Source organism: Acidobacteriota bacterium, assembly GCA_020853395.1.
In the GTDB taxonomy this organism is placed as follows: domain Bacteria; phylum Acidobacteriota; class Vicinamibacteria; order Vicinamibacterales; family SCN-69-37; genus JADYYY01.
Map to the genome: position 1 here is coordinate 196,239 of JADYYY010000007.1, position 24,240 is coordinate 220,478.

Sequence of the window (24,240 nt, forward strand, 5' to 3'; positions counted from 1 at the left end):
TCACGCCTCCTCCGGCGCTGGCGGCCGCTCCGGCGTCTTCTCCCTGACCTCGGTCAGCGTCGCCTCCGCGAGCAGGAGCGTGCCCGCGACCGACACGGCGTTCTCGAGCGCGAGCCGCACGACCTTCAGCGGATCGACGATGCCGGCCTCCACCAGGTCGACGTACTGTCCGCGCGCTGCGTCGAACCCGAACTGCCCGCTCCCCGTCCGCATGCGATCGACCACGACGCCGCCATCGGCGTTCGAGTTGACGGCAATCTGGCGCGTCGGCGTCTCGAGCGCGCGGCGCAGCAGCAGCACGCCCGTGCGCTCGTCGCCCGTGCACGCCGCCGCCTCGCGCTCCACCGCGTCGATCGCGCGCAGCAGCGACAGGCCAGCGCCCGGCACGATCCCTTCGGCGATCGCGGCCTTCGTCGCCGACACCGCGTCGTCGAACGCCTCCTTCCGGCTCTTCAGCTCGGTCTCGGACGGCGCGCCGACGCGCACGACCGCGACGCCGCCGGAGAGCTTCGCGAGACGCTCCTCCAGCTTCTCCTTGTCGTAGTCGGAGCTCGCCTTTTCGATCTGGCGACGGAGCTCCTGGCATCGGCCTTCGATCGCCGCACGCGTCCCGCCGCCGCCGACGATGGTGGTGGTGTCCTTGTCGATGACGATCCGGTGCGCCTTGCCGAGGTCCTCCAACTGCACCTTGTCCAGACGCAGGCCGGCCTCCTCGGTGATCACGCGACCGCCCGTCAGGATCGCGATGTCCTCGAGCATCGCCTTGCGCCGATCGCCGAACCCCGGCGCCTTGACGGCGGCGCAAGCCAGCACGCCACGCAGCTTGTTGACCACGAGCGTCGCGAGCGCTTCGCCCTCGATCTCCTCGGCGACCACCAGCAGGCCGCGGCCCATCTTCACGACCTCCTGGAGCAGGGGCAACAGATCGGCGAGCGTCCCAATCTTCCGGTCGGAGAGCAGCACGAGCGCGTCCTCGAGCCCAACCTGCATCTTCTCGGAATCCGACACGAAATACGGCGACAGGTACCCGCGATCGAACTGCAGGCCTTCCACGACGTCGAGCGAGGTCTCGGTACCCTTCGCTTCTTCCACCGTGACGGCACCTTCGGGCCCGACCTTCGTCACGGCCTCGGCGACCATGTTGCCGATAGCAGCGTCGCCGTGCGCCGAGATGGTTGCCACCTGGGCCTTCGCGATCTCGGACGCGACCGGCCGGGCCTGCTGCCTGACGGCGTCGATCGCTGCGGTCAGCCCGCGCTGCAAACCGCGACGCAGGTCGATGCCGCTCGCACCCGCCGCGATGTTCTTCACACCCTCGGCGTAGATCTCGAAGGCGAGGAGCGTCGCCGTGGTCGTACCGTCGCCGACGCGATCGCCCGTGCGCTCCGCGGCCTGGCGCAACATCTGCGCGCCGAGGTTCTCGTCCGGATCCTTCAACTCGACTTCCTTGGCGATCGTGACCCCGTCGTCGGAGACGAGCGGCCGGCCCCACTTCCGCTCGAGCAGCACGCAGCGGGACTTCGGACCGAGCGTGATGCGCACGGCGTCGGCGAGGGTGGCCGCGCCGCGCAGCACCCGCTCTCTCGCGTCGGCCCGGAACCGAATCTGTTTGGCGGCCATGACGGCACCTACTCGTCGCGCATCCAGGTGACGTGCGCGAACTTGTTCTCGTGCGAGAAGCCGTAGTGCACGGTGCCGTGATAGGCCTTGTGCAACGCCTCGCCGAGGCGCTTGGCGAGGTGTTCGGTCGTGGTCCTGACGATCAGGCGATCGGGCGCCTCGAAGGTCATCGACAGGATCCTCGCCATCGGATTGTCTTCGGCGGCGCGCCCCGCTTCGCCCCGGATGAGATGTTCGATGTCGGCGTGGTGGGTCGCGAGAAACGCGCCGCCGGTCCGAACCTCGCCGGCGAACCGCCCGTCGGCCGCCATCCGGCACGCCGGGCACACGACCATCTTTGGCGCCGCGAGCGTCTTCACGCTCTCGACCTGCGGCACTCCGGCGGCCACCCAGCGGCGCTTGATGTACGCCGCGCCGCACCGCTCGCAGACCTGCGGTCCGGCGCCTGTCTGCACGGGCCGATGGCGGCCGGCCTCGTGGTCGACACGCCGCGTGAACGTCGTGTTCGTGTAGGGCTTGGAGGTACGCATGGTGTCACCTCGCCCGCGGTGACTGCAACGAACTTGCCGGTCGAACGTCACCGGCACGAACGAGAAAGCCGCGCGATTCGTGGCGGACGAGCCGGTGGCGTGCGGAATAGTCCGGCCACGCCTGCCGGACAGGCGGAGCATCGTGGTTTCGAAGATCGAGACGAACGTTTCAGTGAGGTTGGGCGAGCGTGCCGGCGGCGTGCTCTTTCAAATGACGCAGCACCTCGTCGTCGGTCACCTGAGAGAAATCCACGAAGAACTGTCCGACGGCGTCGAACTCTTCCGGCGTGTCGAGGCACACGACCGCATCCGCTTCCCGCTCGAGGAGTCGCACGGTCGTGGGTGGTGCCACGGCCGCCGCCACCACGACGACGGCGGCGCCTTCGGCCCGGACAGCTCTCGCGGCCGCGATCGCCGTCGCCCCGGTCGCCAGCCCGTCGTCGACGAGAATCACGACGCGGCCCTTGCGGCTGAGACGCGGCTGAACCGGCGCGTAGGTCTGGCGGCGCGCCGCCAGCGTGGCCATCTGCGCGCGCTTCTCCTCTTCGAGCGCTTCGCCGTCCAGGCCCATCGAGGCGGCGAACGGCCCCAGATAGACGTGCCCGGCGTCGTCCACGGATCCGAGCGCCAGTTCTGGCTGAAAGGGCGCGCTGAGCTTGTGCACGAGCACGACGTCGAGGTCGGCGCGCAGATGCTCGGCCACGATCCGGGCCATGGGGACGCCGCCACGCGGGATGCCGAGCACCAGCGGGTGCCGCTCACGATATTCGCCCAGGCGCTGGGCCAGGAGCCGCGCCGCTTCTTCTCGATTCTGGAACCGCATATCACGCCTCCCCGAGGGCCTCGGAGGTGACGGAGCATCTCTAGCAAGGCCGCTGCCACACGGCTCGCGTCATCGCCTTCTCCCGATGCCACGTCGTCACCGCGTTTTCCCGCTGTCGCCGCGCAGCATTCCGCATCGGCGCGCCGCGGCCGGCTGCAGCGTGCCGGGCACCGCAAGGCCCGGCGTCTCGAGTGCTGGCACCGGTCCTGCTGGCTCAACCGCGACGAGGAAGGTGCGCGATGACGGTCGGCGAGATCTGCACGAGTTTCGTGGTCACGGCGCGTCCGGACGAGATCGTCGCCGAGGCGGCACGCCGGATGCGGAACGAACACGTCGGCGATGTGGTCGTGGTCGATGGCGAAGGGCGCCCGATCGGCATGCTGACGGACCGGGATATCGTCGTCAGCGCCGTCGCACAGAGCTCAGACAAGCTCGACGTGCTGCTCATCGGCGACGTGATGAGCCAGCCGCCCGTCACGGCCCGGGCCACCGAGACGGTGGACGAAGCCCTCAAGAAGATGCGGGCACGCGGCATTCGACGGCTGCCTGTGGTCTCGGCGGATGGCCGGCTGGAAGGGCTCGTGTCGCTCGACGACGTCCTCCGATGGACGGCCGATCGGCTCCACGACGCCGTCGGCCTCGTGGCGCACCAACAACGGCGCGAGCGGCAGGTCCGAAAAGGCTGACGACGTCCGCGCGCGATCGGCAGCGCCGCGCGCCGGTCCGGTTCATCTGGACCAGGGAATCTCCGGCGCGCGGTAGAAGTTCACGCCGAGCGCCGCCCACCGCGGCGCCTGCGCGCCGAGGCGGCGGGCGAAGTCGTCCCAGCGGCGGCTGGCCTGCGGCGTCCACGCCACCTCCGCAATCGCCGCGAGGCGCGGAAACGCCATGAACTCGACGTCCGCGATCGTCGCCAGGGTCTCGGTCCAGATCGGTGCCTCGACGCCGATGATGGCAGCCGCAGGCACGCCGGCGGCCACCGTCGCCGGATCCCAATCGTACGCGTCGCGAACGGCGATGCGCGCCGCCCAGTCTTGACCGATGGCTGTCGCCTCGTCGTACTTCATGTCGAGGTACGCGCGGCTCGCCACCGAGATGATCACCTTGGCGCCCTTCTCGACCGCGGTCGTCGACGCGCCATCCGGCCGCCAGTGCTGCACCAGCGTCGTCGGAAGCAGCGCCGCCGGCGCGATCTCGTCCCAGCCGATCATCTGCTTGCCGTGCGCCTGCACGATCTTCTGGACGCGTTCGATGAACGCGATGTACTGCGGCGGCGTCAGCGTCTTCACCTCGTCGCCGCCGATGTGGAAGCACGGGCCCGGCGTCACCGCCGCGATCTCGCGGACGACATCGTCGATGAACTTGTAGGTGAGGTCTTTCTCGACGCAGAAGGCGCTGAACCCGACCTCGACGCCGGTGTACGGCGGCCGCGCCACGCCATCGCAGTTCAGCTCGCCGTACGAGGCCAGCGCGGCGTTCGTATGGCCCGGCATGTCGATCTCGGGCACGATCGTCACGAACCGATCGGCCGCATACGCAGCCAGTTCCGCGTACTGCGCCTGCGTGTAGTACCCGCCCGGGCCTCCGCCGACCTCCGTCATGCCGCCTTTCATCGCGAGGTTGGGCCACGATTTGATCTCGATCCGCCAGCCCTGGTCGTCGGAGAGGTGCAGGTGCAGGCGGTTGAACTTGTAGAGCGCAGCGAGATCGATGTAGCGCTCGACCTCGTCGACGCTGAAGAAGTGCCGGGCCACGTCGAGCATCGCGCCGCGTGACGCAAAGCGCGGGCGGTCGACGATCCGCGCCGCGGGAATGCGGATCGGCCGGTTCTCGTCGGCGCGCACGGCCTCGTGATCGATCCAGCCCGGCATCAGTTGACGCAGCGTCTGGACACCGTAGAAGAGGCCGGCGGGATCGCCCGCCGCGACGACGATGCGCTCGGACGAGACCGTCAGCTCGTAGGCCTCGCTGCCCGGCACGGCCGGGCTGGCCAGCCGCAGTTGGATGACGCCGGTCGACGCCGCGCTGCCGGCGTTCACCGCGGGCGGCGCGTCACCGGCCGCAAGACCGACGAGCTCCGAAAGGTACCGGCCGATCCATGCAGCGCGCTCGTTGCCTGACGGCACGCTGATCGTGGTCGCGCCGGTGAGCAGGAACCCGTCGCCCGCCGGCCATTCCACGGTCTCGGGCAGCGGGACGAGCGCGTGCGCGGCAGCAGCCGGCGCCGCCTCCTCACGGCCGCGCCCGCAGGACACGATGGCGACACAGCACAACGAGACGAGGAGCAAACGGATCACGTGGCCTCCGGACGTCGCATGCGGACGGCTCATTCTACGCGCGACCCGGCGGCCGGCCGCTACTGATAGACCACGACCGACGGCGTCGGTTGGAGGGCCAGCACCTCGGCCGGCGACATCAGATCGGTGTCCTGCTTGTAGAACAGCTTGAATCCCGTGTAGGCCAGCGGCTCGCGCATCACGAAGCGCCACGTCGAGCGCTTGAGCGACGGCGAGCCGAACCCGTCCATGTTGAGGACGACGTCGACGAGCGAGCTCCGGCGGATGGCGGGCTTGTCCGGAAGCATGTTGTGCGTGAACTGGTGCACGATCAGCATCTTGCGCGGTAACCGTCGGGTGCGGACGATCGATTCGAGCGCATCGATCGCCGCGTTGACGTCGGCAGCCCGCATCGTGCCGATCTTGCGGCCCGGCGGCGTCTCGTCCGGCATGGTGAACTCGGGATCGAGCGCGAGGTCCACCTCGGGCTCGCCGAGAAACGGCGCGAGCGCCTGGACCTCCTCGGCCACGGTGGAATGGCCGGGTTGGATGTCGAGCACGAGGCGGAAGCCGTTGGCTCGCGCCTCGTCGAGCATGGCCTGAATCGTCTCACGCGTCTCCCGCCGCCGATAGCGTCCATCGCGGCCGGGATCGGGCTGGGCGATCACCGCGATCAAGTGGTAGGCCATCACGATGCGCTTGGGCGTGAGCGCGGCGTATTCTTTCGCCTGCCGCCGCAGGCTCTCGGCGCGCTCCGGCCCGCTCGTCGCGCCGAGCACGCCCATGCGCGACGTCCGCGGATTGCCGTACCACGTCACGACGAGGTGATCGTCGAGGAACGCGCCGCTGCCCGGCGCCTGCGCCGCGGTCACGGGGCCCAGCAGCAGGCCGGCGAGGATGACGATGGCGGTGCACTTCACGTCGACCTCGACACGATCATCTCAGCGGGCGCGCGACGCCGCGGATCGCCCCGACGAGGAACGCGGCCGCCCGCGAGACGAGGTTCGCACGACGAGACACGTCACACCCGCCAGCGCGGTCACGAGCGCCGCGACGTGTGCGACGGTCAGCGGGCCGAGCACGCGCTCGTTGACCCGAATGAACTCGATGGCGAAGCGAAGGACGCCGACAGCGACGAGGTAGCGCCCGAGGACGATCCGATCCGACACGCCAGCCCGCCGCCAGCGCAGGAGCAGCAGCGCGAGCGGGACCAGCACGACCGCTTCGTACAACTGCGTCGGGTGGACGCGTTCAGTCGTCGGCGGCAGCCCCTCGGGAAACGCGACGCCCCACGGCAGGCTCGTCGGCCGGCCGTAATCGTCGCCCACGAGAAAACAGCCCACGCGTCCGAGGGCGTGGCCGATGGCCAGCGCGGGCGTGGCCGCGGAGAGCACCGGCAGCACCGGCACCCGGTGCAGGCGCATGTAGGCCAGGCCGGCGCCGAGCCCGCCGGCGAAGCCGCCGAACCAGCTCAAGCCGCCGCGGCTGAAGAGCAGCGAGGCGAGCGGCGCCTCGCCGACGTGCTCGGCCGTCCAGAGCAGCTTCGCGCCGGCGAAGCCGCCCACGAGTCCTGCGACGGCCGCGTCGAGCGCGGCCTCGGGCAATCCGCTGCGCCGGAGCTCACGCTGCAGCACCCAGAGCCCGGCCAGTGCGCCGAGCGCGACGAACAACCCGAAGGACGTGATCTCGAACGTGCCGATGCGGAAGACGACGGGATACACGGAGGTGCCGTCTGCATTATCCCGCACGTCCGGCCAATTCTCCGGAAGGTCGAGGCGGCCAGGCCGTCAATCGAGTGAATGGGCCGCGACGACGCGCGCTGAGTCGTGGAACGCCAGTTGCTCTTCGTCGAAGTGCCAGCGCCGGGAACACGACATGAGACGAACCATCCTGATTGGCATCACGCTTCTCACGGTCACGGCGGCTTCGCCCGGTTGGCCCGTCGCCAGCGCGGCGGGCCAGGCTCGGCCGCGCAGCCAGGACACGAGCCCGCCCGCGGCCCAGCCGCCGCCACGCTCGGCTGCGCCGCGATCCTCGGAACCGAAGGCGCCTGAACCGAAAGCCGAACCCGACCGCGCGCAACCTCGCTCAACGCCGCAGTCAACGGCGCAGCCTCGGAACGCCGAACCGCGGCCGGCTCCCGATCAGCGCGCGAAGCCACGGCCCACCGAGCCGCGTCACCGTCCGTCGCCGCCGCCGCGCGTCCCGCCGCCGACGTACTACGCGCCGCCACATCGCTACTACTTCCCACCGGTGAGCGTCCACCGGGGCTTCTACTACCACCCGTATTTCGGGTTCTACTACGGCCCGTACTACGGTCCGTTCTATCCGTACCCCGGCCCGTTCGCCGGCCAGGCGCGGTACGCGGTGAGCGCGTTGAGGACGCGCGTGAAGCCTGTCGACACGGAGGTGTACGTGAACGGCTACTACGCCGGCCTCGTCGACGACTTCGACGGCGTCTTCCAGCGGCTCTATCTCCCTGCGGGCGAGCACGAGGTCACGTTCCGCCTCGACGGCTACGAAACCTGGCGCGAGCGGCTCTACCTGCAGCCGGGCGACACGCGCGACGTCGTGCACGTCATGCGCCGGCTGAGAGCCGGCGAGGCCGCGGCACCGCTCGCGGCACCGCGAGCGGTGCCGGAGAGCTGGACGACGCCCTCAGCCGAATCGGGCGATCGCCCCGCATCACCGTTTGGGATCCTGACGCTGCGCGTGACGCCGGCCGACGCGCACGTGGTCATCGACGGCGAGGTCTGGCTGGACCTCGACGGCCGGTCCGAGCTCGTCGTGCACGTTCCGGCCGGTGCGCATCAACTCGAAGTCCGCCGCGAGGGCTACCAGGCGTTCAAGACGGGCATCGAGCTGTCCGAAGGCGCGGCCACGAAGCTCGACGTGACGCTGCAGGCCCGCTGACGCGATGAGTCGACGGCATCCGCGCCATCATCGCTCGCGTGGTGGCGATCGCCGCCGAACAAGGGCGGCGATCGCCACCACGATCAGCACCCAGTAGCCTCCGTCCCAGATCCAACGCGGCTCCGGCAGCGCGCCGGGATCCGAACGCCGGACGAACAAGAGCGCCGAGGCCGCGGCCAGACAGCCGAGCACGATCCAGTGGCGTGACTTCATCGCTGGCGCCTCATTTGGGGCCCGCGCCAGCGGTGGATGGTGCAACCTGCGCGTGCGGCGCCGGCGCGCAGGCGCCGGCGCCCGGCGGGTCGGGTGTGCCGTAGTGCGTGCGGATGAGGCGGGACGCCGCGCCCGGCTGGCTGGCCAGTTCCATCACGAACATCGTCGCGTACTCGTTGTCGCAAAGATCGGGCAGCCTGGGGCCTCCCAGCGCGTGCACGATCGCCGGCACCGTGTTGCTGTGTCCCACGACGAGCACGAGCCCGCCAGGCTGGCGGCGGACGGCGGCCGCCACATTCGCGACCTGAACGTCGAGACCCTCGGCGACGCCGACGATCTCCGGCGCCAGATGCCGCGCCTCCAGCAGCGGGCGCGCGGTATCGGTGGTCCGCCGGCGGGACGAGGTGATGACGGTCGTCACGTGCGCGTCGGCGAGCGCGGCCGCGAGCGCCCGCGCTCGCACCTCTCCGATGTCGCTGATCGGCGGATCGTCGGCGGGCAGCGCCGCGCGCTCCGCGTGGCGCACCAGCACGACGATCGTGGCGGCGGGCGCCTGAGCGCCCGCGGCCGACACCCCCGCCGCGATCGCGAGCGCCACGGCCGCTTGCGACCCAAGCGCGCGGACGACCTGCCGAAACGAACGGACCATCAGTCCTCCTCTTCCGTCTTCCCTCTTCCGTGGTTGACTTCGCGGAAGTCGAGCCGTAGAACAGTCGAGCGCTTCAGCATGGCACGTTCACCAGCCTCGGCCGCCGAGCCTCGTTCGTCGCGCACGGATGGACGCGCAGCACGCCGCTCGCCGATCCGGCGCGGCGTCGCGTTGCTCGTGCTGGCGGCGCTTGCCGGCTGGACCGCCCTGGGCGCCCAGTCGGACCGCGAGACGGCTCGCCGGCGCTTCGCGATCTTCGTCGTCGACGGGCTGCGGCCGGACGCCATCACGCCGGGCATCACGCCCACGCTCGCGAGGTTGCGCGACGAGGGCGTCGAGTACGCCAACAGCCACTCCGTGTTCCCCACCGTCACGCGGCTGAACGCGGCGACGCTGTCGACCGGCACGTACCCGTCTCGTCACGGGATCGTCGGCAACAGCATGTTCGTCGCGAGCGTCGACGTGCGCACGCCGTTCGACACCGGCGACTATCGCCGACTGCTGGCGCTCGATGCAACCGCCGGGCGCGTCGTCACGACCGAGACGCTCGGCGAACTTTTGCGGCGCCACGGCCGCACGCTCGTGACCGTCAGTTCCGGATCGACCGGCAACGGCTTCCTGCTCAATCCGGAGGCGCGGCACGGAGCCGGCGTGGTGATTCACGGGTTGTTCGAGCGCGGCACGACGGCCGCCTATCCGCCGGCCGTGAGCGACGCCGTCCTCACACGCTTCGGCGCGCCACCGCCCGATCCGGACGACCTCGGGCAGATGCGGTGGACCGACACGGTGCTGCGCGAGCTCGTGCTGCCGGATCTCCGTCCGGACGTCGTCATCGACTGGCTGGGGCCGCTCGACTCCGCGCAGCACGCCGACGGCGTCGGCTCGCCGGCGGCGATCTCGGCGCTCAGGGAGATCGACGCGAGCATCGGCCACACGCTGGCGGTGCTCGCGTCGCGCGGCGAGCTGGCCGTGACCAACGTGATCGTCACCTCGGACCACGGGTTCGCGCGTCATGCCGACGGCGTCGACGCCGTCGGCGCGCTCGTCGCTGCGGGCCTGAAAGCCGACCGCACGTCCACCGACGTCATCGTCGCCAGCCAGAGCGAGTCGCTGCTCGTTCACGTGGCCGGGCACGACCGCGCGCGGATCGCCGCGATCGTCGGCTGGCTGCAGCGCGCGCCGTGGGCCGACGTGATCTTCACGGCGGGCGGGCGCAATGGCGAGGGCGGCGTGCCGGGCACGTTTTCGTTCGACGTGCTGCAGATCGCGCACCCCACGCGCGCCCCGGACGTCATCGTCTCGCTGCCGTGGTCGGACGCGCCGAACGCCTTCGGCGTGCCGGGCAGCCACACGATCGCCAGCGCGGCGACCGGCCCGGTCGCCGGCGGCGCCAGCGGACACGGCGGCCTCTCGCCGTGGGTCGTCCGCAACACGTTCATCGCGGCAGGGCCGGACTTCAAACGGCGTGCGCGTATCGACGCGCCGGTCTCGCTCGCCGACGTCGCCCCGACCATCCTGCAGGTCTTCGGCCTCTCGACCGCCGTGCCGGGCCCGGCCGCCGGACGCGGACGCGTGCTGCGTGAGCTGCTGCACGATGGACCGATGCCGCGCGCGACCCGCCGGACGATCCGCACGGCGTCGGGCGCCTATCGAGCGGAACTGGATCTGTCGGCGATCGACGGCCACGAGTACGTCGATGCCGGACGGCGGCTACGGCCGGTTGACCGGCCGTGAGCCCACCGCCCGGTGCGCACCCGCTCAGAGGCTGACGCGCCGCAGGCGCAGAGCGTTCGTGATCACGCACACGGAGCTGAACGTCATCGCCACGCTCGCGATCATCGGGCTGAGGAGCAGGCCGACGACCGGATAGAGCACACCGGCCGCCACCGGCACGCCGATCACGTTGTAGACGAACGCGAAGAAGAGGTTCTGGCGGATGTTGCGCAGCGTCGCGCGGCTGAGGCGCCGCGCGCGAACGATCCCGCGGATGTCGCCGCGGACGAGCGTGACGGCGGCGCTCTCCATGGCGACGTCGGTGCCGGTGCCCATCGCGATGCCGACGTCGGCCTGCGCGAGCGCCGGCGCGTCATTGATGCCGTCGCCGGCCATCGCGACCTTCGCGCCCTGCTCCTGAAGCCGCCTCACGACGGCGGCTTTGCGCTCCGGCAGCACGTCGGCCTCGATCTCGTCGATGCCGAGCTGCCGCGCCACCGCCTCCGCCGTGGTCCTGTTGTCGCCCGTCAGCATCATGACGCGCACGCCCTCGCGGTGAAGCGCGTCGACGGCCTCGCGGGCCGTGGACTTGATCGGATCCGCCACGCCGACGAATCCGGCCGGCGTGCCGTCGATGGCGACGAACATCACCGTCTCGCCCTCGCGCCGGCGCGCTTCGCCCATCGGGACGAGCGCGGCCATCGACACGGATCGCTCCTCGAAGAGCGCGAGGTTGCCCGCCAGCACCTGCCGGCCGTCCACGATGCCGGCGACACCCCGTCCCGTGATCGACTCGAACTCGCGGACGTCGGCGAGCGCCAGGCCTCGCTCGCGCGCGGCGCGGACGATCGCGCCGGCCAGCGGATGCTCGCTCGCATGCTCGAGGCTCGCCACACGCTGCAGCAACTCGTCGTCGCGGCCCGTGACCGCGACGATCGTCGCGAGCGACGGCCGGCCCTCCGTGAGCGTGCCGGTCTTGTCGACGACGACGACCGTCACCTGCTCCATGACCTCGAGCGCTTCGGCGCGACGGACCAGCACGCCCGCTTCGGCGCCCCGCCCGGTGCCGACCATGATGGACATCGGCGTGGCGAGCCCCAGCGCGCACGGGCACGCGATGATGAGCACGGCAACGGCGTTGACGAGCGCGTGCGACAACTGCGGAGCGGGCCCCACGACGAGCCACACGACGAACGTCGCCGCCGACGCCGCGATGACCGCCGGCACGAACCACGCGGAGACCGTGTCGGCCAGGCGCTGGATCGGGGCGCGCGATCGCTGCGCTTCGGTGACCAGGCGCACGATCCGCGCGAGCAGCGTGTCGCGCCCCACGCGTTCGGCCATCATCACGACGCTGCCGGTGCCGTTGACGGTGCCGCCCGTGACCTTCGCGCCGGCGGGCTTCTCCACCGGCACCGGCTCGCCGGTCAACATCGATTCGTCGACCGTCGTCACGCCGTCGACGACGACGCCGTCCACCGGCACGCGCTCACCAGGCCGGACGCGCAACCGGTCGCCGACGCGCACGTCGGCCAGCGGGATCGGCGCCTCGTGTCCCGCAGCGTCGAGACGGTGCGCCACGGGCGGCGCGAGGCTGAGCAGGCCGCGGATTGCCGCGCTCGTGCGCGAGCGCGCGCGCAGCTCCAGGACCTGGCCGAGCAGCACGAGCACGACGATGACCGCCGCAGGCTCGAAGTACGTCGGCACCTCGCCCATGACGCGCACCGACGCCGGGAACGCGCCCGGCGCGACGGTCGCGACCACGCTGTCGCCGAACGCCGCGCCGACGCCGAGCGCGATCAACGTGAACATGTTGAGGCTGCGGTTCCGTACGGACGTCCAGGCGCGCTCGAAGAACGGCCGGCCGCCCCAGATCACGACCGGCGCGGCACACACGAGCTGGATCCAGTTGCGCGAGCCGTGCGGCAGCGCATGGACCACGGGTTGCCCCGGCAGCAGGTCGGCGATCATGAAGGCGAGGAGCGGCGCCGTGAACGCCAGCGACGTCCAGAACCGGCGCGTCATGTCGTCGAGCTCCGGATTGCGCTCGTCCACCGAGACGGTACGCGGCTCGAGCGCCATGCCGCAGACCGGGCAGGCACCAGGCGCGTCGCGGACGATGTCCGGGTGCATCGGGCACGTCCACTCCGTCCTCGTGAGCGGCGCCGCCTCGACCGGCTCGAGCGCCATGCCGCACTTCGGACAGGGGCCAGGCCCGAGCTGGCAGATCTCCGGATCCATCGGGCAGGTGTACTCGCGGGCCGCGTCCTCGGCGCTCACCGGCGCGGGCGGGCCGGGGTCGAGAAACGCGCGGGGGTCCTCGCCGAACCGCTCGAGGCAGCTCTCGGCGCAGAAGTAGTAGGTGCGGCCCTCGAACTCGAGATGGCCGACGGCGTCGGCCGGCGAGATCGTCATCCCGCACACGGGATCGACGACCTCGTCGGGCGGCGCGCTGGTCGACGAAGGGGTCGCCATCACGACGCGGACCGCCGGCCCCGCGTCACTTCACGTACTGCTGCGGGTTCGCGTCGAACTTCGTCTTGCACACCTTCGCGCAGAAGTAATAGGTCTTGCCGTTGTACACGCTGCTGCCGGCCGCCTTGGCCGGATCGACCATCATGCCGCACACCGGGTCTTTCTCCATCGAATACCTCCTTCGCTGCTTCGTCCATCGTACGACAGGTCTGCGGCGGGTACGACAGGCACGGGCGGGTACGACGGGTACGACAGGTACGAATGGTACGACAGGCGACATGAACGGACTCACGCTGGCCCACGTTCTTCTCTCTCCTTCTCTCCTTCTCCCCTTCTCCCCTTCTCTCCTTCTCCTTTCTCCCTTTCTCCTTTCCCCCTCCCTTTCCCCTTTCCCCTCTACCTTTGCCCTTTGCCCTCTGCCCTTTGCCCTTGTATGGTTCTCCTCTCCACAAAGGGGGGCTCATGTTTCTCGTGCGAGACATCATGTACTGCAAGCCTGGCAAGGCCCGTCAGATGGTCGACAAGTTCCTGGCGCTCTCGAAGCTCAGTGAGCAGATGGGCTTCGGGAAGATGCGGGTGATGACCGATGTGAGCGCGGAACGTTACTGGACGGTCGTCTCGGAAATGGAGGTCCGCAGTCTCGAGGAGTACACGAAGACGTCGCGCGAATCGGCGCAGATGAAGGAGTTCCAGGACGCGATGAAGGGGTATCACGATCTCATCGATCACGGACGCCGCGAGATCTACATGGTCGAGTCGTAGGCGCGTCGATACCCCGCGGCGCACCGATGCGCGCCGCGGGGTGTCTTGACAGCCTGTGGGCCGCAGATCAGACTGAAGGCTCCCCAGCGCAATCGTTCCGGCGCGTGTGTGACCCGCGCCGCCGCGAGGTCGTCATCGACGCACGACACGAACAGCAGGCGCTGTGGTTGGCGACAGCGTCGTTCGCGCTGTCATTCGCCGCGTGGGGGCTCATCAGCGGCCTGGCCCCCGAGTTCCAGGCGCTGTACGGCCTGAACGCCACAGAGACGGGGTTGCTCGTCGCCGTGCCGGTGCTGCTCGGATCCACGGCCAGGCTGCCGGTCGGCATCCTCGCGGATCGCGTCGGTGGCCGCGTCGTCTTCGTCGTCCTGCTCGTCGTCTCCGCTGCCAGCGCGTGGCTCGTGTCGATGACGACGAGCTACCACAGCCTGATCGCGGCGCTCTTCGTTCTCGGCCTCGCCGGATCGACGTTCTCGGTCGGCGTGGTCTTCGTCTCGCGGTGGACGCCGCCCGACCGGCAGGGCCTCGCGCTGGGGCTCTACGGCCTCGGCACGGCCGGCCAGTCGATGGCCGTCGCGTTCGGTCCGCTCGCCGCCGCCCGCATCGGATGGGCAGGCACGTTCCGCCTGACGGCGGCCGTGCTGATCGTCTGGGCGATCGCCTTCGCTGTCCTTGCGCGAAACGCGCCGGCTCGCCCCGCGCCCGCCCCGCCGCCGTCGCTCATCGCCCTCCTGCGCGGCGCGCCGTCGGCGTGGGTGCTCGGCGGTGCTTACTTCCTTACGTTCGGCGGCTTCGTCGCGCTCGCGCTGTACCTGCCGACGTTGCTCGCCACGCTCGGCGTCTCGGCCGAGGATGCCGGCCTCCGGACGGCCGGTTTCGTCGCGCTCGCGACGGCGGTGCGGCCACTCGGCGGCTGGCTGGCCGATCGGATCGGCGGCGCCGAAGTGCTGTCGTGGGCGCTCGGCGGCATCGCCGTCTTCGGATTGCTGCTGGCCTGGCCGTCGATGGTGCCGCTCACGGTGGGCGCGCTCGTTTGCGCCGCGTTCATGGGGCTCGGCAACGGCGCGGTGTTCCGGCTCGTGCCGGAGCACTTTCCCGCGGCGACCGGCGTCGTCACCGGCCTCGTCGGCGCGCTCGGCGGGCTCGGCGGCTTCTTCCCGCCGCTGCTGCTCGGCGGGTTCCGCGATGCGCTCGGCACGTACTGGCCGGGGTTCGTGCTGCTGTCGGCGACCGCGCTCGCGCTGCGCGCGGCCACGCGGCGCATGTTCCGGCCCACCGACGTGATCCGGCACCAGGCGCTGCCGATCGACCTGCGGCAGCGCGTCGAGCGTGTGCGCGCGGCGGCCTGGGGTGCGCTGCTCGCCCTCGCGCTCGCCGCCGCCGTCGTGATCGGCTCGCGCAACCTGCAGCACTTCGATGCGGCGCTCGTCGGCTACACGTTCGCCACACTCTTCGCAACGTTCGGGATCACGTACCGGTACGCGATGTGGCTGGACCGGCCGCCGACGCGCATGTACTGGCGGCGGGGCTGGGAAGCCTTCCTGGGGCGCCGGCGCGGCTGGCCGCAGGCGTGGAAGCTCGCCGGGCGGGCCGTCGCCGACGTGGCCGGCAATCGGTTCATCTTCCGCCGCGGCGCCCTGCGCGGCGCCGCGCACTGGCTGATCATGTGGGGCTGCGTGCTGGCCGCGGCGATCACGTTCCCGCTCGTCTGGGGCTGGATCCACTTCGAGACCGTCCCGGGCGATCTCGAGCGCTACCGCGCGTTCCTGTTCGGCGTGCCGGTGCAGGAATTCCCCGTCGAGTCGCCGATCGCGTTCCTGCTGTTCCACGGCCTCGTGTGGTCGTCGCTGCTCGTCATCGCCGGGGTCGTCATCGCGTTCCGCCGGCGCATGATCGATCACGGCGCCGTCGCGACGCAGCAGTTCGGCCAGGACATCCTGCCGCTGCTGCTGCTCTTCGCGATCAGCGTGACGGGGCTGATGCTGACCGCCAGCTACACGTGGATGCGGGGGTACGCGTACGACTTCCTCGCGATCCTGCACGCCAGCACCGTCATCCTGACGCTGCTCTGGCTGCCGTTCGGCAAGCTCTTCCACGTGTTCCAGCGCCCGGCGCAGCTCGGCGTCGGCGTCTACAAGGACGCGATCGCCAACGGCGAGGCGGCGCGGTGCCGGCGCTGCGGCGCCGCGTACGCGGCGGCGCCGCTCGTCGACGACCTCACCGTCGTGGAACGCGAGCTGGGTTTCCGCTACGAGATGCCGGACGGCAGCCACTACCAGCAGATCTGCCCGCGCTGCCGCCGCGCGCTGTTCGGCCTGGCGCAGGGCGCGCTCTGGGCCGGGATCAAGGACTGATCAGGAGAGATGGCGACCCTTCCGGCGGATCCTCAGCAAATCATCGAACGCTTCGGCCCGCACCTCTCGTCGATGAGCGGCGTTCGGCTCTCCACGAGCGTCGAGCCGGAGCGGCTGGTGAAGACGCACTGCTGCTTCTGCGGCCAGCAGTGCGGCATCCAGCTCAAGACGCGCGACAACGTCGTGATCGGGTTCGAGCCGTGGGAGGACTTCCCGTTCAACCGCGGCATGCTCTGTCCGAAGGGTGTCAAGCGCTACCTGCAGGGCGCGCATCCCGACCGGCTGCTCACCGCGCTCGAGCGATCGCCGTCGTCGCCCGGCGGCTTCCGATCCGTGCCATACGCGGACGCCATCGCCCGCGTCGCGCGCGAGATCGAGCGGCTGCAGACGGTGCATGGGCCTGACGCCGTGGGCGTGCTCGGCGGCGCCAGCCTCACGACCGAGAAGACCTACCTGCTCGGCAAGTTCGCCCGCATGTGCCTGCGCACGCGCTACATCGACTACAACGGCCGCCTGTGCATGGTGAGCGCCGGCGCCGCCAACAAGAAGGCGTTCGGCATCGATCGCACGACGAGCCCGTGGTCCGACATGGTCGGCACCGAGGTGATTTGGGTCGCCGGATCGAACGTCGCCGAGTGCTCGCCGATCACGACGAACTATCTCTGGCAGGCGCGCGAGCAGGGCGCGCGCATCATCATCCAGGATCCGCGAATCACCCCGGTCGCCCGGACGTGCGATCTGTACCTGCCGGTCAGACCCGGCCGCGACGCCGCGCTCTTCGCCGGCGTCCTTCGGATCATGATCGAACGCGACTGGATCGACCACGCGTTCATCGAGGCGTCGACGACCGGCTTCGACGAGGTCGCCGCGTACTGCCGGGAATGGCCGCTGGCCCGCACGGCGGACGTCACGGGCGTGCCGGCGCGGAGCATCCTGCAGGCCGCCGAATGGTGGGGCACCGCGACGTCGAGCTTCCTCTTCCACGCGCGCGGCATCGAACATCACTCCAACGGCGTTCAGAACGCCCTCGGCACGATCAACCTCGTGCTGGCCAGCGGCCGGATCGGCACGCCCAAGAGCGGCTACGGCACCATCGTCGGCCAGGCCAACGGGCAAGGCGGCCGCGAGCACGGCCAGAAGTGCGACCAGTTGCCCGGATGGCGCGACATCTCGGTCCCGGAGCATCGGCACTACATCGCGGGCGTCTGGGGCATGGACGAGCGCGACCTGCCGGGCCCTGGCGTGGACGCGTACGAGATGTTCCGCAAGATCGATGCGGGCGAGATCAAGGCGCTCGTCGCGATCTGCTTCAACCCGAAGATCTCGCTGCCCGACGCGTCGTTCGTCACGCGCGCGCTCGACAAGCTCGAGTTCTTCACCGCGATCGATTTCTTCCTCAGCGACACCGCACGGCACGCCGACGTCGTGCTGCCGGGCAGCCTGCAGGAGGAGGACGAAGGCACGGTGACGCAGGTCGAGGGCCGGATCATCAAGATCAACAAGGCCATTCCGTGCCCGGGCGAGGCGCGCGAGGACTGGCGGATCGTCCAGGACGTCGCACGCGCGCTCGGCCGCGAGCGCGGCTTCACGTTCGACTCGCCACGCGCCATCTTCGAGGAGCTGCGCGTTGCGAGCAAGGGCGGCGTCGCCGACTACTCCGGCGTGACCTACGAGAAGGTCGAGCGCGAGATGGGCGTCTTCTGGCCCTGCTACAGCGAAGACCCGCGCTCCGGTGCGCCGCTCGCCGATCATCCGGGCACGCCGCGCCTCTTCGAGCCGGGCAGCTACAACCCCGTCGCCAAGGGCGCCGGTCCCTTCTACTTCCCCGACGGCCGTGCGCGCTTCAACGTCGCCGAGTACCGCCCGCCGGTCGACGACGCGAGCGAGGAGTACCCGGTGCTGCTGACGACCGGCCGGGTCGTGAGCCAGTTCCTGTCCGGCACGCAGACGCGCCGCATCGGGCCGCTCGTGCGCCAGTACCCCGAGCCGCGCGTCGAGATGCACCCGCGCCTCGCCGGCACCCTCGGGATCGCCGACGGCGATTGGACGACGGTCGAGACACGGCGAGGGTCGATGACGGTGCGTGCCTCGGTCGTGACGACGATCCGCCCCGACACGGTGTTCGTTCCCTATCACTGGGCCGGACCGAAGAGCGTCAACCAGCTCACCGTCGCGGCCCAGGATCCGATCAGCCGCATCCCGCAATACAAGGTCTGCGGATGCCGCGTGCGCAAGGCGGACGGCCCGCCGCCGTACGCCGCCGCGCTCGAACCTCAGCAGTGATGGCACGCCATGGCCAAGCCCGACTCCCTCTTCTTCTTCATCGATCCGAGCCGCTGCATCGGTTGCCAGGCCTGTGTGCACGCCTGCACGGAGTGCGACACGCATCGCGGCGACTCGATGATCCACCTCGAGTACGTCGATCGATCGCGCAGCACGCAGACGGTACCGGTCGTCTGCATGCACTGCGAGCAGCCGACCTGCGCGGAGGTGTGCCCGGCCGATGCGATCAAACGCACGGCCGACGGCGTCGTGCAGTCGGCGCGCAAGCCGCGCTGCATCGCGTGCGGCAACTGCGTGCTGGCGTGCCCGTTCGGCGTCCCCGAGCTCTACGACGAGCGCAAGATCATGATGAAGTGTGACATGTGCTACGACCGGACCAGCGCCGGCAAGAAGCCCATGTGCGCCACCGTCTGCCCGAGCCAGGCGCTCTTCTTCGGCACGCGCGAGCAGATCGATCAGCTTCGGCCGCAATCGATCCCGACGAACCGCTTTCAGTTCGGCGGCCAGGCGATCACGACCGGCGTCTTCGTCATGGCGCCGCGCCGTCTGGCGGCGCCGGCGCCCCTCGTCGACGTGACCGCCGCCCTCGACGATCGACCGCCGGCCCGCGCCGTCCGCCTGACGCTCGTGCCGCCGCCAGCATCGGACCGCACCGGCGCCGCGCCGGCCGATGCGACCGATCCGTTTGCGGCCGTGGAGGTGCCCTCGTGAGCACGCGACCCGTGGATGCTGGGGCGATCGACGCCCGGCTCGATTCGGCCAGGCGGGAAGGCCTCGCCGGGACGACGCCGGCGAACGTGTACACGCCACCGGCCACCGAGCACATCAGCGTGGCGCCCGACTTCCAGCCGCCCGACGCCCAGCCGGCATGGCGCCAGGATTTTCCGATCGACTGGCCCGTCGACCAGCACGTCGAGCGGCGCGACTTCCTGAAGTTCCTCGTGCTGACGAGCGCGGCCATGACGGCCGGCCAGATCTGGATCGCGGTGCAGGCGTGGCTGCACCGGCGCGCCGACGTGCTGCCCGCGCGCCGCATCACGTCGCTGGACGATCTCGACGTCGGCGGCGTGCTCGCCTTCACCTACCCGACCGAGCACGACCCGTGTCTGCTGATTCGCGTCGGCGAGTCGGATCTGGTCGCCTACAGCCAGAAGTGCACGCACCTCTCGTGCGCGGTGGTGCCCCGTCCCGAGGAGGGCATCCTCCACTGCCCCTGTCACAACGGCGCGTTCGCGCTCGACGACGGGCGGCCGATCGCCGGACCACCGTCCCGGCCGCTGCCCGCGGTAGAGCTCGAGGTCCGAGGCCGCGACGTGTATGCGGTGGGCGTCACCGTGAGGACGGTGTGACGTGCCGCTCCGCCGCCCCTTCACCCGCGATCAGCGCACGACGATCGTCTACGGCATGCTCGGCTTCGTCGTCATCATCGTCATCCTGCAGCTCTGGCTGCTCACGGCCACGATGAACGCGTACCTCGGCGGCGACGACGCGGTCGTGTGGCCGGCGGCGCTGGCGAGCGCCGTGTGTCTCGGCCTGAACGCCGGCTTGCTGCGCTATCTCGGGCGGATCAACCGGACGCGGCCACGCTGACGGATTCGACGCCCGCCATCAGGCGCATGAGCCGATCCTGCGTCGCCTGAGCGCGCGAGAGCTCGCCGGCGATCCGGCCGTCGCGGAAGACCAGAATGCGGGTCGACAGATGCAGGATCTCTGGCATCTCGCTCGAGATCAACAGGATGGCGGTGCCGTTCGCCGCCAGCTCGTCGACGAGCGCGTGGATCTCCGCTTTGGCACCGACGTCGACGCCGCGCGTCGGCTCGTCGATGATGAGCAGCGAACAGCGGGCCGCCAGCCACTTCGTCAGCACGACCTTCTGCTGATTGCCGCCCGACAGCGCGGCGACCGGCGCGTCGAGCGTTTTCGCTCGCACGCCGAGACGCGAGAACCAGGGCGCCACGATTCGATCTTCGACCGTGCGGGTGACGATGCCCAGCCGGGCGTGGCGGCCGATGACCGACAGCGCGCCGTTCGCGCGCACGCTCATCGAGGGCACGAGCCCCTGGCGTTTGCGGTCCTCGGGGACGAGGCCGATGCCGAGCGCGATCGCGTCGGCGGCGGAGCCCGGGTCGATCGGCGTGCCGCGCAGGAACACGCGCCCCGCGGCGCGCGGATCGACGCCGAAGATGGCGCGCGCGACCTCCGACCGGCCGGCACCGACGAGCCCGGCGCAGCCGACCACCTCACCGGCGCGGACGACGAACGACACGTCGGCGAAGCCGGACGGCGCGCTCAGCCCGTCGACGCGCAGGATCTCGTCGCCCGGCGTGCCCTGCACGTGCGCGGGAAAGTACTCGTCGAGCCGGCGGCCGATCATCAGCTCGACGAGCGCCGCCCGATCGAGCGACGCGGCAGGCTGAGTCGCGACGTGCCGGCCGTCGCGCAGCACCGTGATCGTGTCGGCGAGCCGGAACACCTCCTCGAGCCGGTGGCTGACGTACAGGCACGTCACGCCGCGCGCGCGGAGCGCGGCGATCAGCTCGTACAGCCGGTCGGCCTCGTGCTGCGACAGGCTGCTCGTCGGCTCGTCGAAGATCACGACGCGGGCGCCCCGGCCCAGCGCGGCGGCGATCTGCACGAGCTGCTGCTGCGCGATCGTCAGCTCGCCGACCGGCCGATCCACGTCGAGCGAGGCACCGATCGCGGCCAGGTGCGCCTCGGCCCGGCGCCGCGTCGCTGCGCGATCGACGACGCCTCCGCGCCGCGGCATCCGACCGAGGCAAAGGTTCTCGGCGACCGACAGGTTCTCGCAGAACGACAGCTCCTGGTGCACCATCGCGATGCCCGCCGCGAGCGCGTCGGTCGGCCCACCGAACCGCACCGGCACGCCGTCGATCCGCAGCTCGCCCGCGTCCGGCTGGTGGATGCCGGCCAGCACTTTCGCGAGCGTGCTCTTGCCGGCGCCGTTCTCTCCGCAGAGCGCGTGACAACTTCCCCGCTCGACCGCCACGCTCACGTCGTCGAGCGCGAGCACGCCGGGAAAGCGCTTCGTGATGGAACGGAATTCGGAGACAACGGGGACGACAGGTACGAGGGGTACGACAGGTCCAAGGTGGGCGCTATCGCTGGTCATCTTCGTCTCGGAAAGGCGCTTGTCGTACGACGGGTACGACTGGTTCGACGGGTACGACAGGTTCAAGGGGGGCGCTGTCGCGGGTCATCTTCTTCCTCGGAACGGCGCGTGTCGTACGACGGGTACGACTGGTTCGACGGGTACGACTGGTTCAAGGGGGGCGCTGTCGCGGGTCATCTTCTTCCTCGGAAAGGCGCTTGTCGTACGACGGGTACGATTGGTTCGACGATGACTTCAACCTAGAACCTGTCGCACCTGTCGTCCCTGCTCGTACCTGACGAAGATGACAACCGGACGCGACAAGCGCCTCTTCGCGACAACGACGCCTACCTTGGACCTGTCGTACCCCTCGTACCCGTCGTACCTGGTCGTACCCGACGAAGATGACCACCGGACGCGGCAAGCGCCTGTCCACGGCAACGTATAGCTACCTCGAACCCGTCGTCCCTGTCGTACGACGAGCGCCTCACCGAGATGAAGATGACAGCGGACGCGACGAGCGCTTCTCCTCGACGACCAACACCTACCTGGGACCCGTCGTACCCGTCGCACCCGTCGTCCCTGTCGTACAACGACCGCCTCACCGAGAAGAAGATGACAGCGAACGCGACGAGCGCTTCTCCGCGACGACCGACACCTACCTTGGACCTGTCGTACCCGTCGCACCCGTCGTCCCTGTCGTACAACGACCGCCTCACCGAGAAGAAGATGACAGCGGACGCGACGAGCGCTTCTCCTCGACGACCAACACCTACCTGGAACCTGTCGTACCCGTCGTACCGGTCGTACCGGTCGTACCCGTCAGAAACCGCTCCGGCACGTCGGTGAATCCCCAGTCCTTGAGCTGCCGCGCCCATTGACCGAGGTTGTCCTTCGACACGCGGACGAGATCCATTGGGATGATCTCCGGGACGTCCTGCTTCAGCCGTACCTTGTCGAAGATGCGCTGCACCGAGACGTAGCCCCACAGGTAGGTCGGCTGCGCGAGCAGCACGGGGGCGAGGCCCTTCTCCACGTAGGCCAGCTCCGCCGGCAGCGCGTCGACGGCCACGATCTTCACCTTCGAAGGATCGAGATCCGAGAGCAGCGTCTGCGTGAACAGCGGCCAGCCGCCGATCATCGCCCAGCCCTGGATCTGCGGATACGCGTTCTGGACGCGGATCACCTCCGCCGCGGCGTCCTGTGGCGTCTCGATGTGGTAGAAGGTGTCGACGATGCGGATCTTCGGATACTTCTTCGCCGCGTCCTTGACGCCGTCCACGCGGCGCCGCAGGTTCGGGGCGTTCTGATTGCCGGCGAGGATCGCGATCGCGCCCTGCTCGTGCATCTGCGCCGCCAGCTCGTCCATCACGGCCTGGCCGGTCTTCAGATCGTCGACGCCGTAGAACGCGAAGCGCTTCGACCCGGCCGCGTCGCTGTCGAACGTCATGACCGGCACGCCGCGCGCCGCGGCGTCGTCGATGGCGCCGGTGACCTTGCCGGCATCCGAACATGAGATCAAGATCGCCTGCGCGCCTTCGTTCACGGCCTGCGCGATGCGCTGCGCCTGTACCTGACCGTCTTCAGTCGGCGGCGTCATCCAGACGATCTCGACCGGCACGCTGTGCTTCGCCGACAGCTCCTTGGCCGCCGCTTCCGCACCAGTGCGCGCCGACAGGAACACGGGGTTGGTGGAGCTCTTCGCGATCAGGGCGATCCGCAGGCCAGCCGGGGCCGCAGCACCGCCACCAGCGGGCGCAGGCGATCCGCACGCGGAGGCCACCAGCGCCGCCAGCGTGACGATCGTCCATAGCCGCCACGGCGCCTTCAGTCGCAAGCCTCGGCGCGATTCTCGACGGACGTCTGGGGTTACGGAGCTCGAGCAGGGAATCTCCTGGGACATGCCGTCGATTCTCTCTCAGAACTCAGGACTCACGACCGACAACTGACAATCCACGGCACAACGCGAGGCCAGGCCGGAGTGAGCCGCGGTATGGCCGGAATCGGCCAGGACGGCCGTGCGCGCGAGCGCCGCCGATCGGTGCTGCGGCAGTGGAGAGCGTCGATGGACGGCGAGAGGACGCCGGCCGAGAGCGGATTGGGGCTCAGCGCGCGAAGAACGCCGTGAGGATGGTGCCGATCATCGCCGCGAATATCGTGATCTGGACGCCGAGCATCCAGAGGAACTCGAGCGACATCTTCGCGTCGACCTCGCTGAAGCGCCGGTCCATTGTCGCGTCGAGCGTCGCCAACCGCTGGTCGACGGTGCTGAAGCGCTGGTCCATTCGGACCTCCAACGCGGCGACGCGCTGGTCGACGCCGGCAATCCCGTGCCGCAGACCGTCGACCGCAGACGAGAGCTCGCTCACGCGCCCCTCGACGAACGCCAGCCGTTCTGCCGCTTTCTGCACATCGTCCGCCGGATCGATCGTCGTCGCTGTTTGAAATGCAAGAGCCACCGGATCACCGTGTTAGCACGAGGGATGCCACGTCGCAACCCGGCGGGAAGCACGGCCGGAT

The 24,240-nt window shown here is 70.1% G+C and carries 22 protein-coding genes; 9 read left to right on the forward strand and 13 right to left on the reverse strand.

Annotated elements, in window-relative coordinates:
* From groL to IT184_06665, 3 genes are all read right to left on the reverse strand, one after another.
* Nucleotides 1-1,620, reverse strand: a complete 1,620-nt coding sequence (gene groL / locus IT184_06655) for a chaperonin GroEL (GenBank protein MCC7008479.1) — start codon at nt 1,618-1,620, stop codon at nt 1-3.
* A gap of 8 nt (nt 1,621-1,628) precedes the next feature.
* Entirely contained in the window at nt 1,629-2,150 is a 522-nt protein-coding gene (locus IT184_06660; GenBank protein ID MCC7008480.1) for a hypothetical protein, read from the reverse strand.
* A 169-nt stretch (nt 2,151-2,319) separates the two neighbouring features.
* The gene (locus tag IT184_06665) at nt 2,320-2,973 is read right to left on the reverse strand and encodes a phosphoribosyltransferase (protein MCC7008481.1); all 654 of its coding nucleotides are present in this window, start codon (nt 2,971-2,973) and stop codon (nt 2,320-2,322) included.
* A gap of 239 nt (nt 2,974-3,212) precedes the next feature.
* Here IT184_06665 and IT184_06670 point away from each other — a divergent pair, with 239 nt between their 5' ends.
* Nucleotides 3,213-3,659: a CBS domain-containing protein gene (locus IT184_06670; GenBank protein MCC7008482.1), complete on the forward strand. Its 447-nt coding sequence runs from the start codon at nt 3,213-3,215 to the stop codon at nt 3,657-3,659.
* Between the two features lie 42 nt (nt 3,660-3,701).
* Here IT184_06670 and IT184_06675 read toward each other — a convergent pair whose 3' ends face one another.
* From IT184_06675 to IT184_06685, 3 genes are read right to left on the reverse strand one after another with little or no spacing between them, the layout of a single operon-like run.
* A complete protein-coding gene (locus IT184_06675; GenBank protein ID MCC7008483.1) occupies nt 3,702-5,303 on the reverse strand; it encodes a beta-N-acetylhexosaminidase in 1,602 nt (533 codons plus the stop codon).
* A 26-nt stretch (nt 5,304-5,329) separates the two neighbouring features.
* Nucleotides 5,330-6,169 carry a hypothetical protein gene (locus tag IT184_06680; GenBank protein ID MCC7008484.1) on the reverse strand — a complete coding sequence of 280 codons (840 nt, stop codon included), beginning with the start codon at nt 6,167-6,169 and terminating at the stop codon, nt 5,330-5,332.
* 21 nt (nt 6,170-6,190) lie between these two features.
* Nucleotides 6,191-6,997, reverse strand: a complete 807-nt coding sequence (locus IT184_06685; protein ID MCC7008485.1) for a prolipoprotein diacylglyceryl transferase — start codon at nt 6,995-6,997, stop codon at nt 6,191-6,193.
* Between the two features lie 505 nt (nt 6,998-7,502).
* Between IT184_06685 and IT184_06690 the strand changes: the two genes are divergently transcribed.
* Nucleotides 7,503-8,162 carry a PEGA domain-containing protein gene (locus IT184_06690; protein ID MCC7008486.1) on the forward strand — a complete coding sequence of 220 codons (660 nt, stop codon included), beginning with the start codon at nt 7,503-7,505 and terminating at the stop codon, nt 8,160-8,162.
* 27 nt (nt 8,163-8,189) lie between these two features.
* Here the strand turns inward: IT184_06690 and IT184_06695 are convergent, their stop codons facing one another.
* Both IT184_06695 and IT184_06700 read right to left on the reverse strand, forming a co-directional pair.
* Complete coding sequence (locus IT184_06695; protein MCC7008487.1) at nt 8,190-8,375, reverse strand: hypothetical protein; 186 nt, start codon at nt 8,373-8,375, stop codon at nt 8,190-8,192.
* A 10-nt stretch (nt 8,376-8,385) separates the two neighbouring features.
* Entirely contained in the window at nt 8,386-9,024 is a 639-nt protein-coding gene (locus IT184_06700; GenBank protein MCC7008488.1) for a histidine phosphatase family protein, read from the reverse strand.
* Nucleotides 9,025-9,102: 78 nt separating this feature from the next.
* Between IT184_06700 and IT184_06705 the strand changes: the two genes are divergently transcribed.
* Nucleotides 9,103-10,758 carry an alkaline phosphatase family protein gene (locus IT184_06705; GenBank protein ID MCC7008489.1) on the forward strand — a complete coding sequence of 552 codons (1,656 nt, stop codon included), beginning with the start codon at nt 9,103-9,105 and terminating at the stop codon, nt 10,756-10,758.
* A gap of 24 nt (nt 10,759-10,782) precedes the next feature.
* Here IT184_06705 and IT184_06710 read toward each other — a convergent pair whose 3' ends face one another.
* Together IT184_06710 and IT184_06715 are read right to left on the reverse strand one after the other, a co-directional pair.
* Nucleotides 10,783-13,212 (reverse strand): heavy metal translocating P-type ATPase, encoded by a 2,430-nt coding sequence (locus IT184_06710; GenBank protein ID MCC7008490.1) that lies wholly within the window; start codon nt 13,210-13,212, stop codon nt 10,783-10,785.
* A gap of 25 nt (nt 13,213-13,237) precedes the next feature.
* Nucleotides 13,238-13,381: a YHS domain-containing protein gene (locus tag IT184_06715; protein ID MCC7008491.1), complete on the reverse strand. Its 144-nt coding sequence runs from the start codon at nt 13,379-13,381 to the stop codon at nt 13,238-13,240.
* A gap of 293 nt (nt 13,382-13,674) precedes the next feature.
* On the opposite strand from IT184_06715, the gene IT184_06720 reads away from it, so the two are divergent.
* From IT184_06720 to IT184_06745, 6 genes are all read left to right on the forward strand, one after another.
* Nucleotides 13,675-13,974 (forward strand): hypothetical protein, encoded by a 300-nt coding sequence (locus IT184_06720; protein MCC7008492.1) that lies wholly within the window; start codon nt 13,675-13,677, stop codon nt 13,972-13,974.
* 26 nt (nt 13,975-14,000) lie between these two features.
* Nucleotides 14,001-16,328 (forward strand): MFS transporter, encoded by a 2,328-nt coding sequence (locus tag IT184_06725; protein MCC7008493.1) that lies wholly within the window; start codon nt 14,001-14,003, stop codon nt 16,326-16,328.
* A 9-nt stretch (nt 16,329-16,337) separates the two neighbouring features.
* Entirely contained in the window at nt 16,338-18,611 is a 2,274-nt protein-coding gene (locus IT184_06730) for a molybdopterin oxidoreductase family protein (protein ID MCC7008494.1), read from the forward strand.
* A gap of 9 nt (nt 18,612-18,620) precedes the next feature.
* Entirely contained in the window at nt 18,621-19,322 is a 702-nt protein-coding gene (locus IT184_06735; GenBank protein ID MCC7008495.1) for a 4Fe-4S binding protein, read from the forward strand.
* 230 nt (nt 19,323-19,552) lie between these two features.
* Nucleotides 19,553-19,960 carry a Rieske 2Fe-2S domain-containing protein gene (locus tag IT184_06740; protein ID MCC7008496.1) on the forward strand — a complete coding sequence of 136 codons (408 nt, stop codon included), beginning with the start codon at nt 19,553-19,555 and terminating at the stop codon, nt 19,958-19,960.
* A 55-nt stretch (nt 19,961-20,015) separates the two neighbouring features.
* On the forward strand, nt 20,016-20,201 hold the full coding sequence (locus IT184_06745) for a hypothetical protein (protein MCC7008497.1): 186 nt from the start codon (nt 20,016-20,018) through the stop codon (nt 20,199-20,201).
* On the opposite strand, the gene IT184_06750 is transcribed toward IT184_06745, so the two are convergent.
* The 3 genes from IT184_06750 to IT184_06760 form a co-directional block, all read right to left on the reverse strand.
* Entirely contained in the window at nt 20,179-21,741 is a 1,563-nt protein-coding gene (locus IT184_06750) for a sugar ABC transporter ATP-binding protein (GenBank protein MCC7008498.1), read from the reverse strand. The genes IT184_06745 and IT184_06750 overlap by 23 nt on opposite strands.
* A gap of 751 nt (nt 21,742-22,492) precedes the next feature.
* On the reverse strand, nt 22,493-23,557 hold the full coding sequence (locus IT184_06755; protein ID MCC7008499.1) for a substrate-binding domain-containing protein: 1,065 nt from the start codon (nt 23,555-23,557) through the stop codon (nt 22,493-22,495).
* A 268-nt stretch (nt 23,558-23,825) separates the two neighbouring features.
* Nucleotides 23,826-24,179, reverse strand: a complete 354-nt coding sequence (locus IT184_06760) for a hypothetical protein (GenBank protein MCC7008500.1) — start codon at nt 24,177-24,179, stop codon at nt 23,826-23,828.
* Between the last annotated feature and the right edge of the window lie 61 nt (nt 24,180-24,240).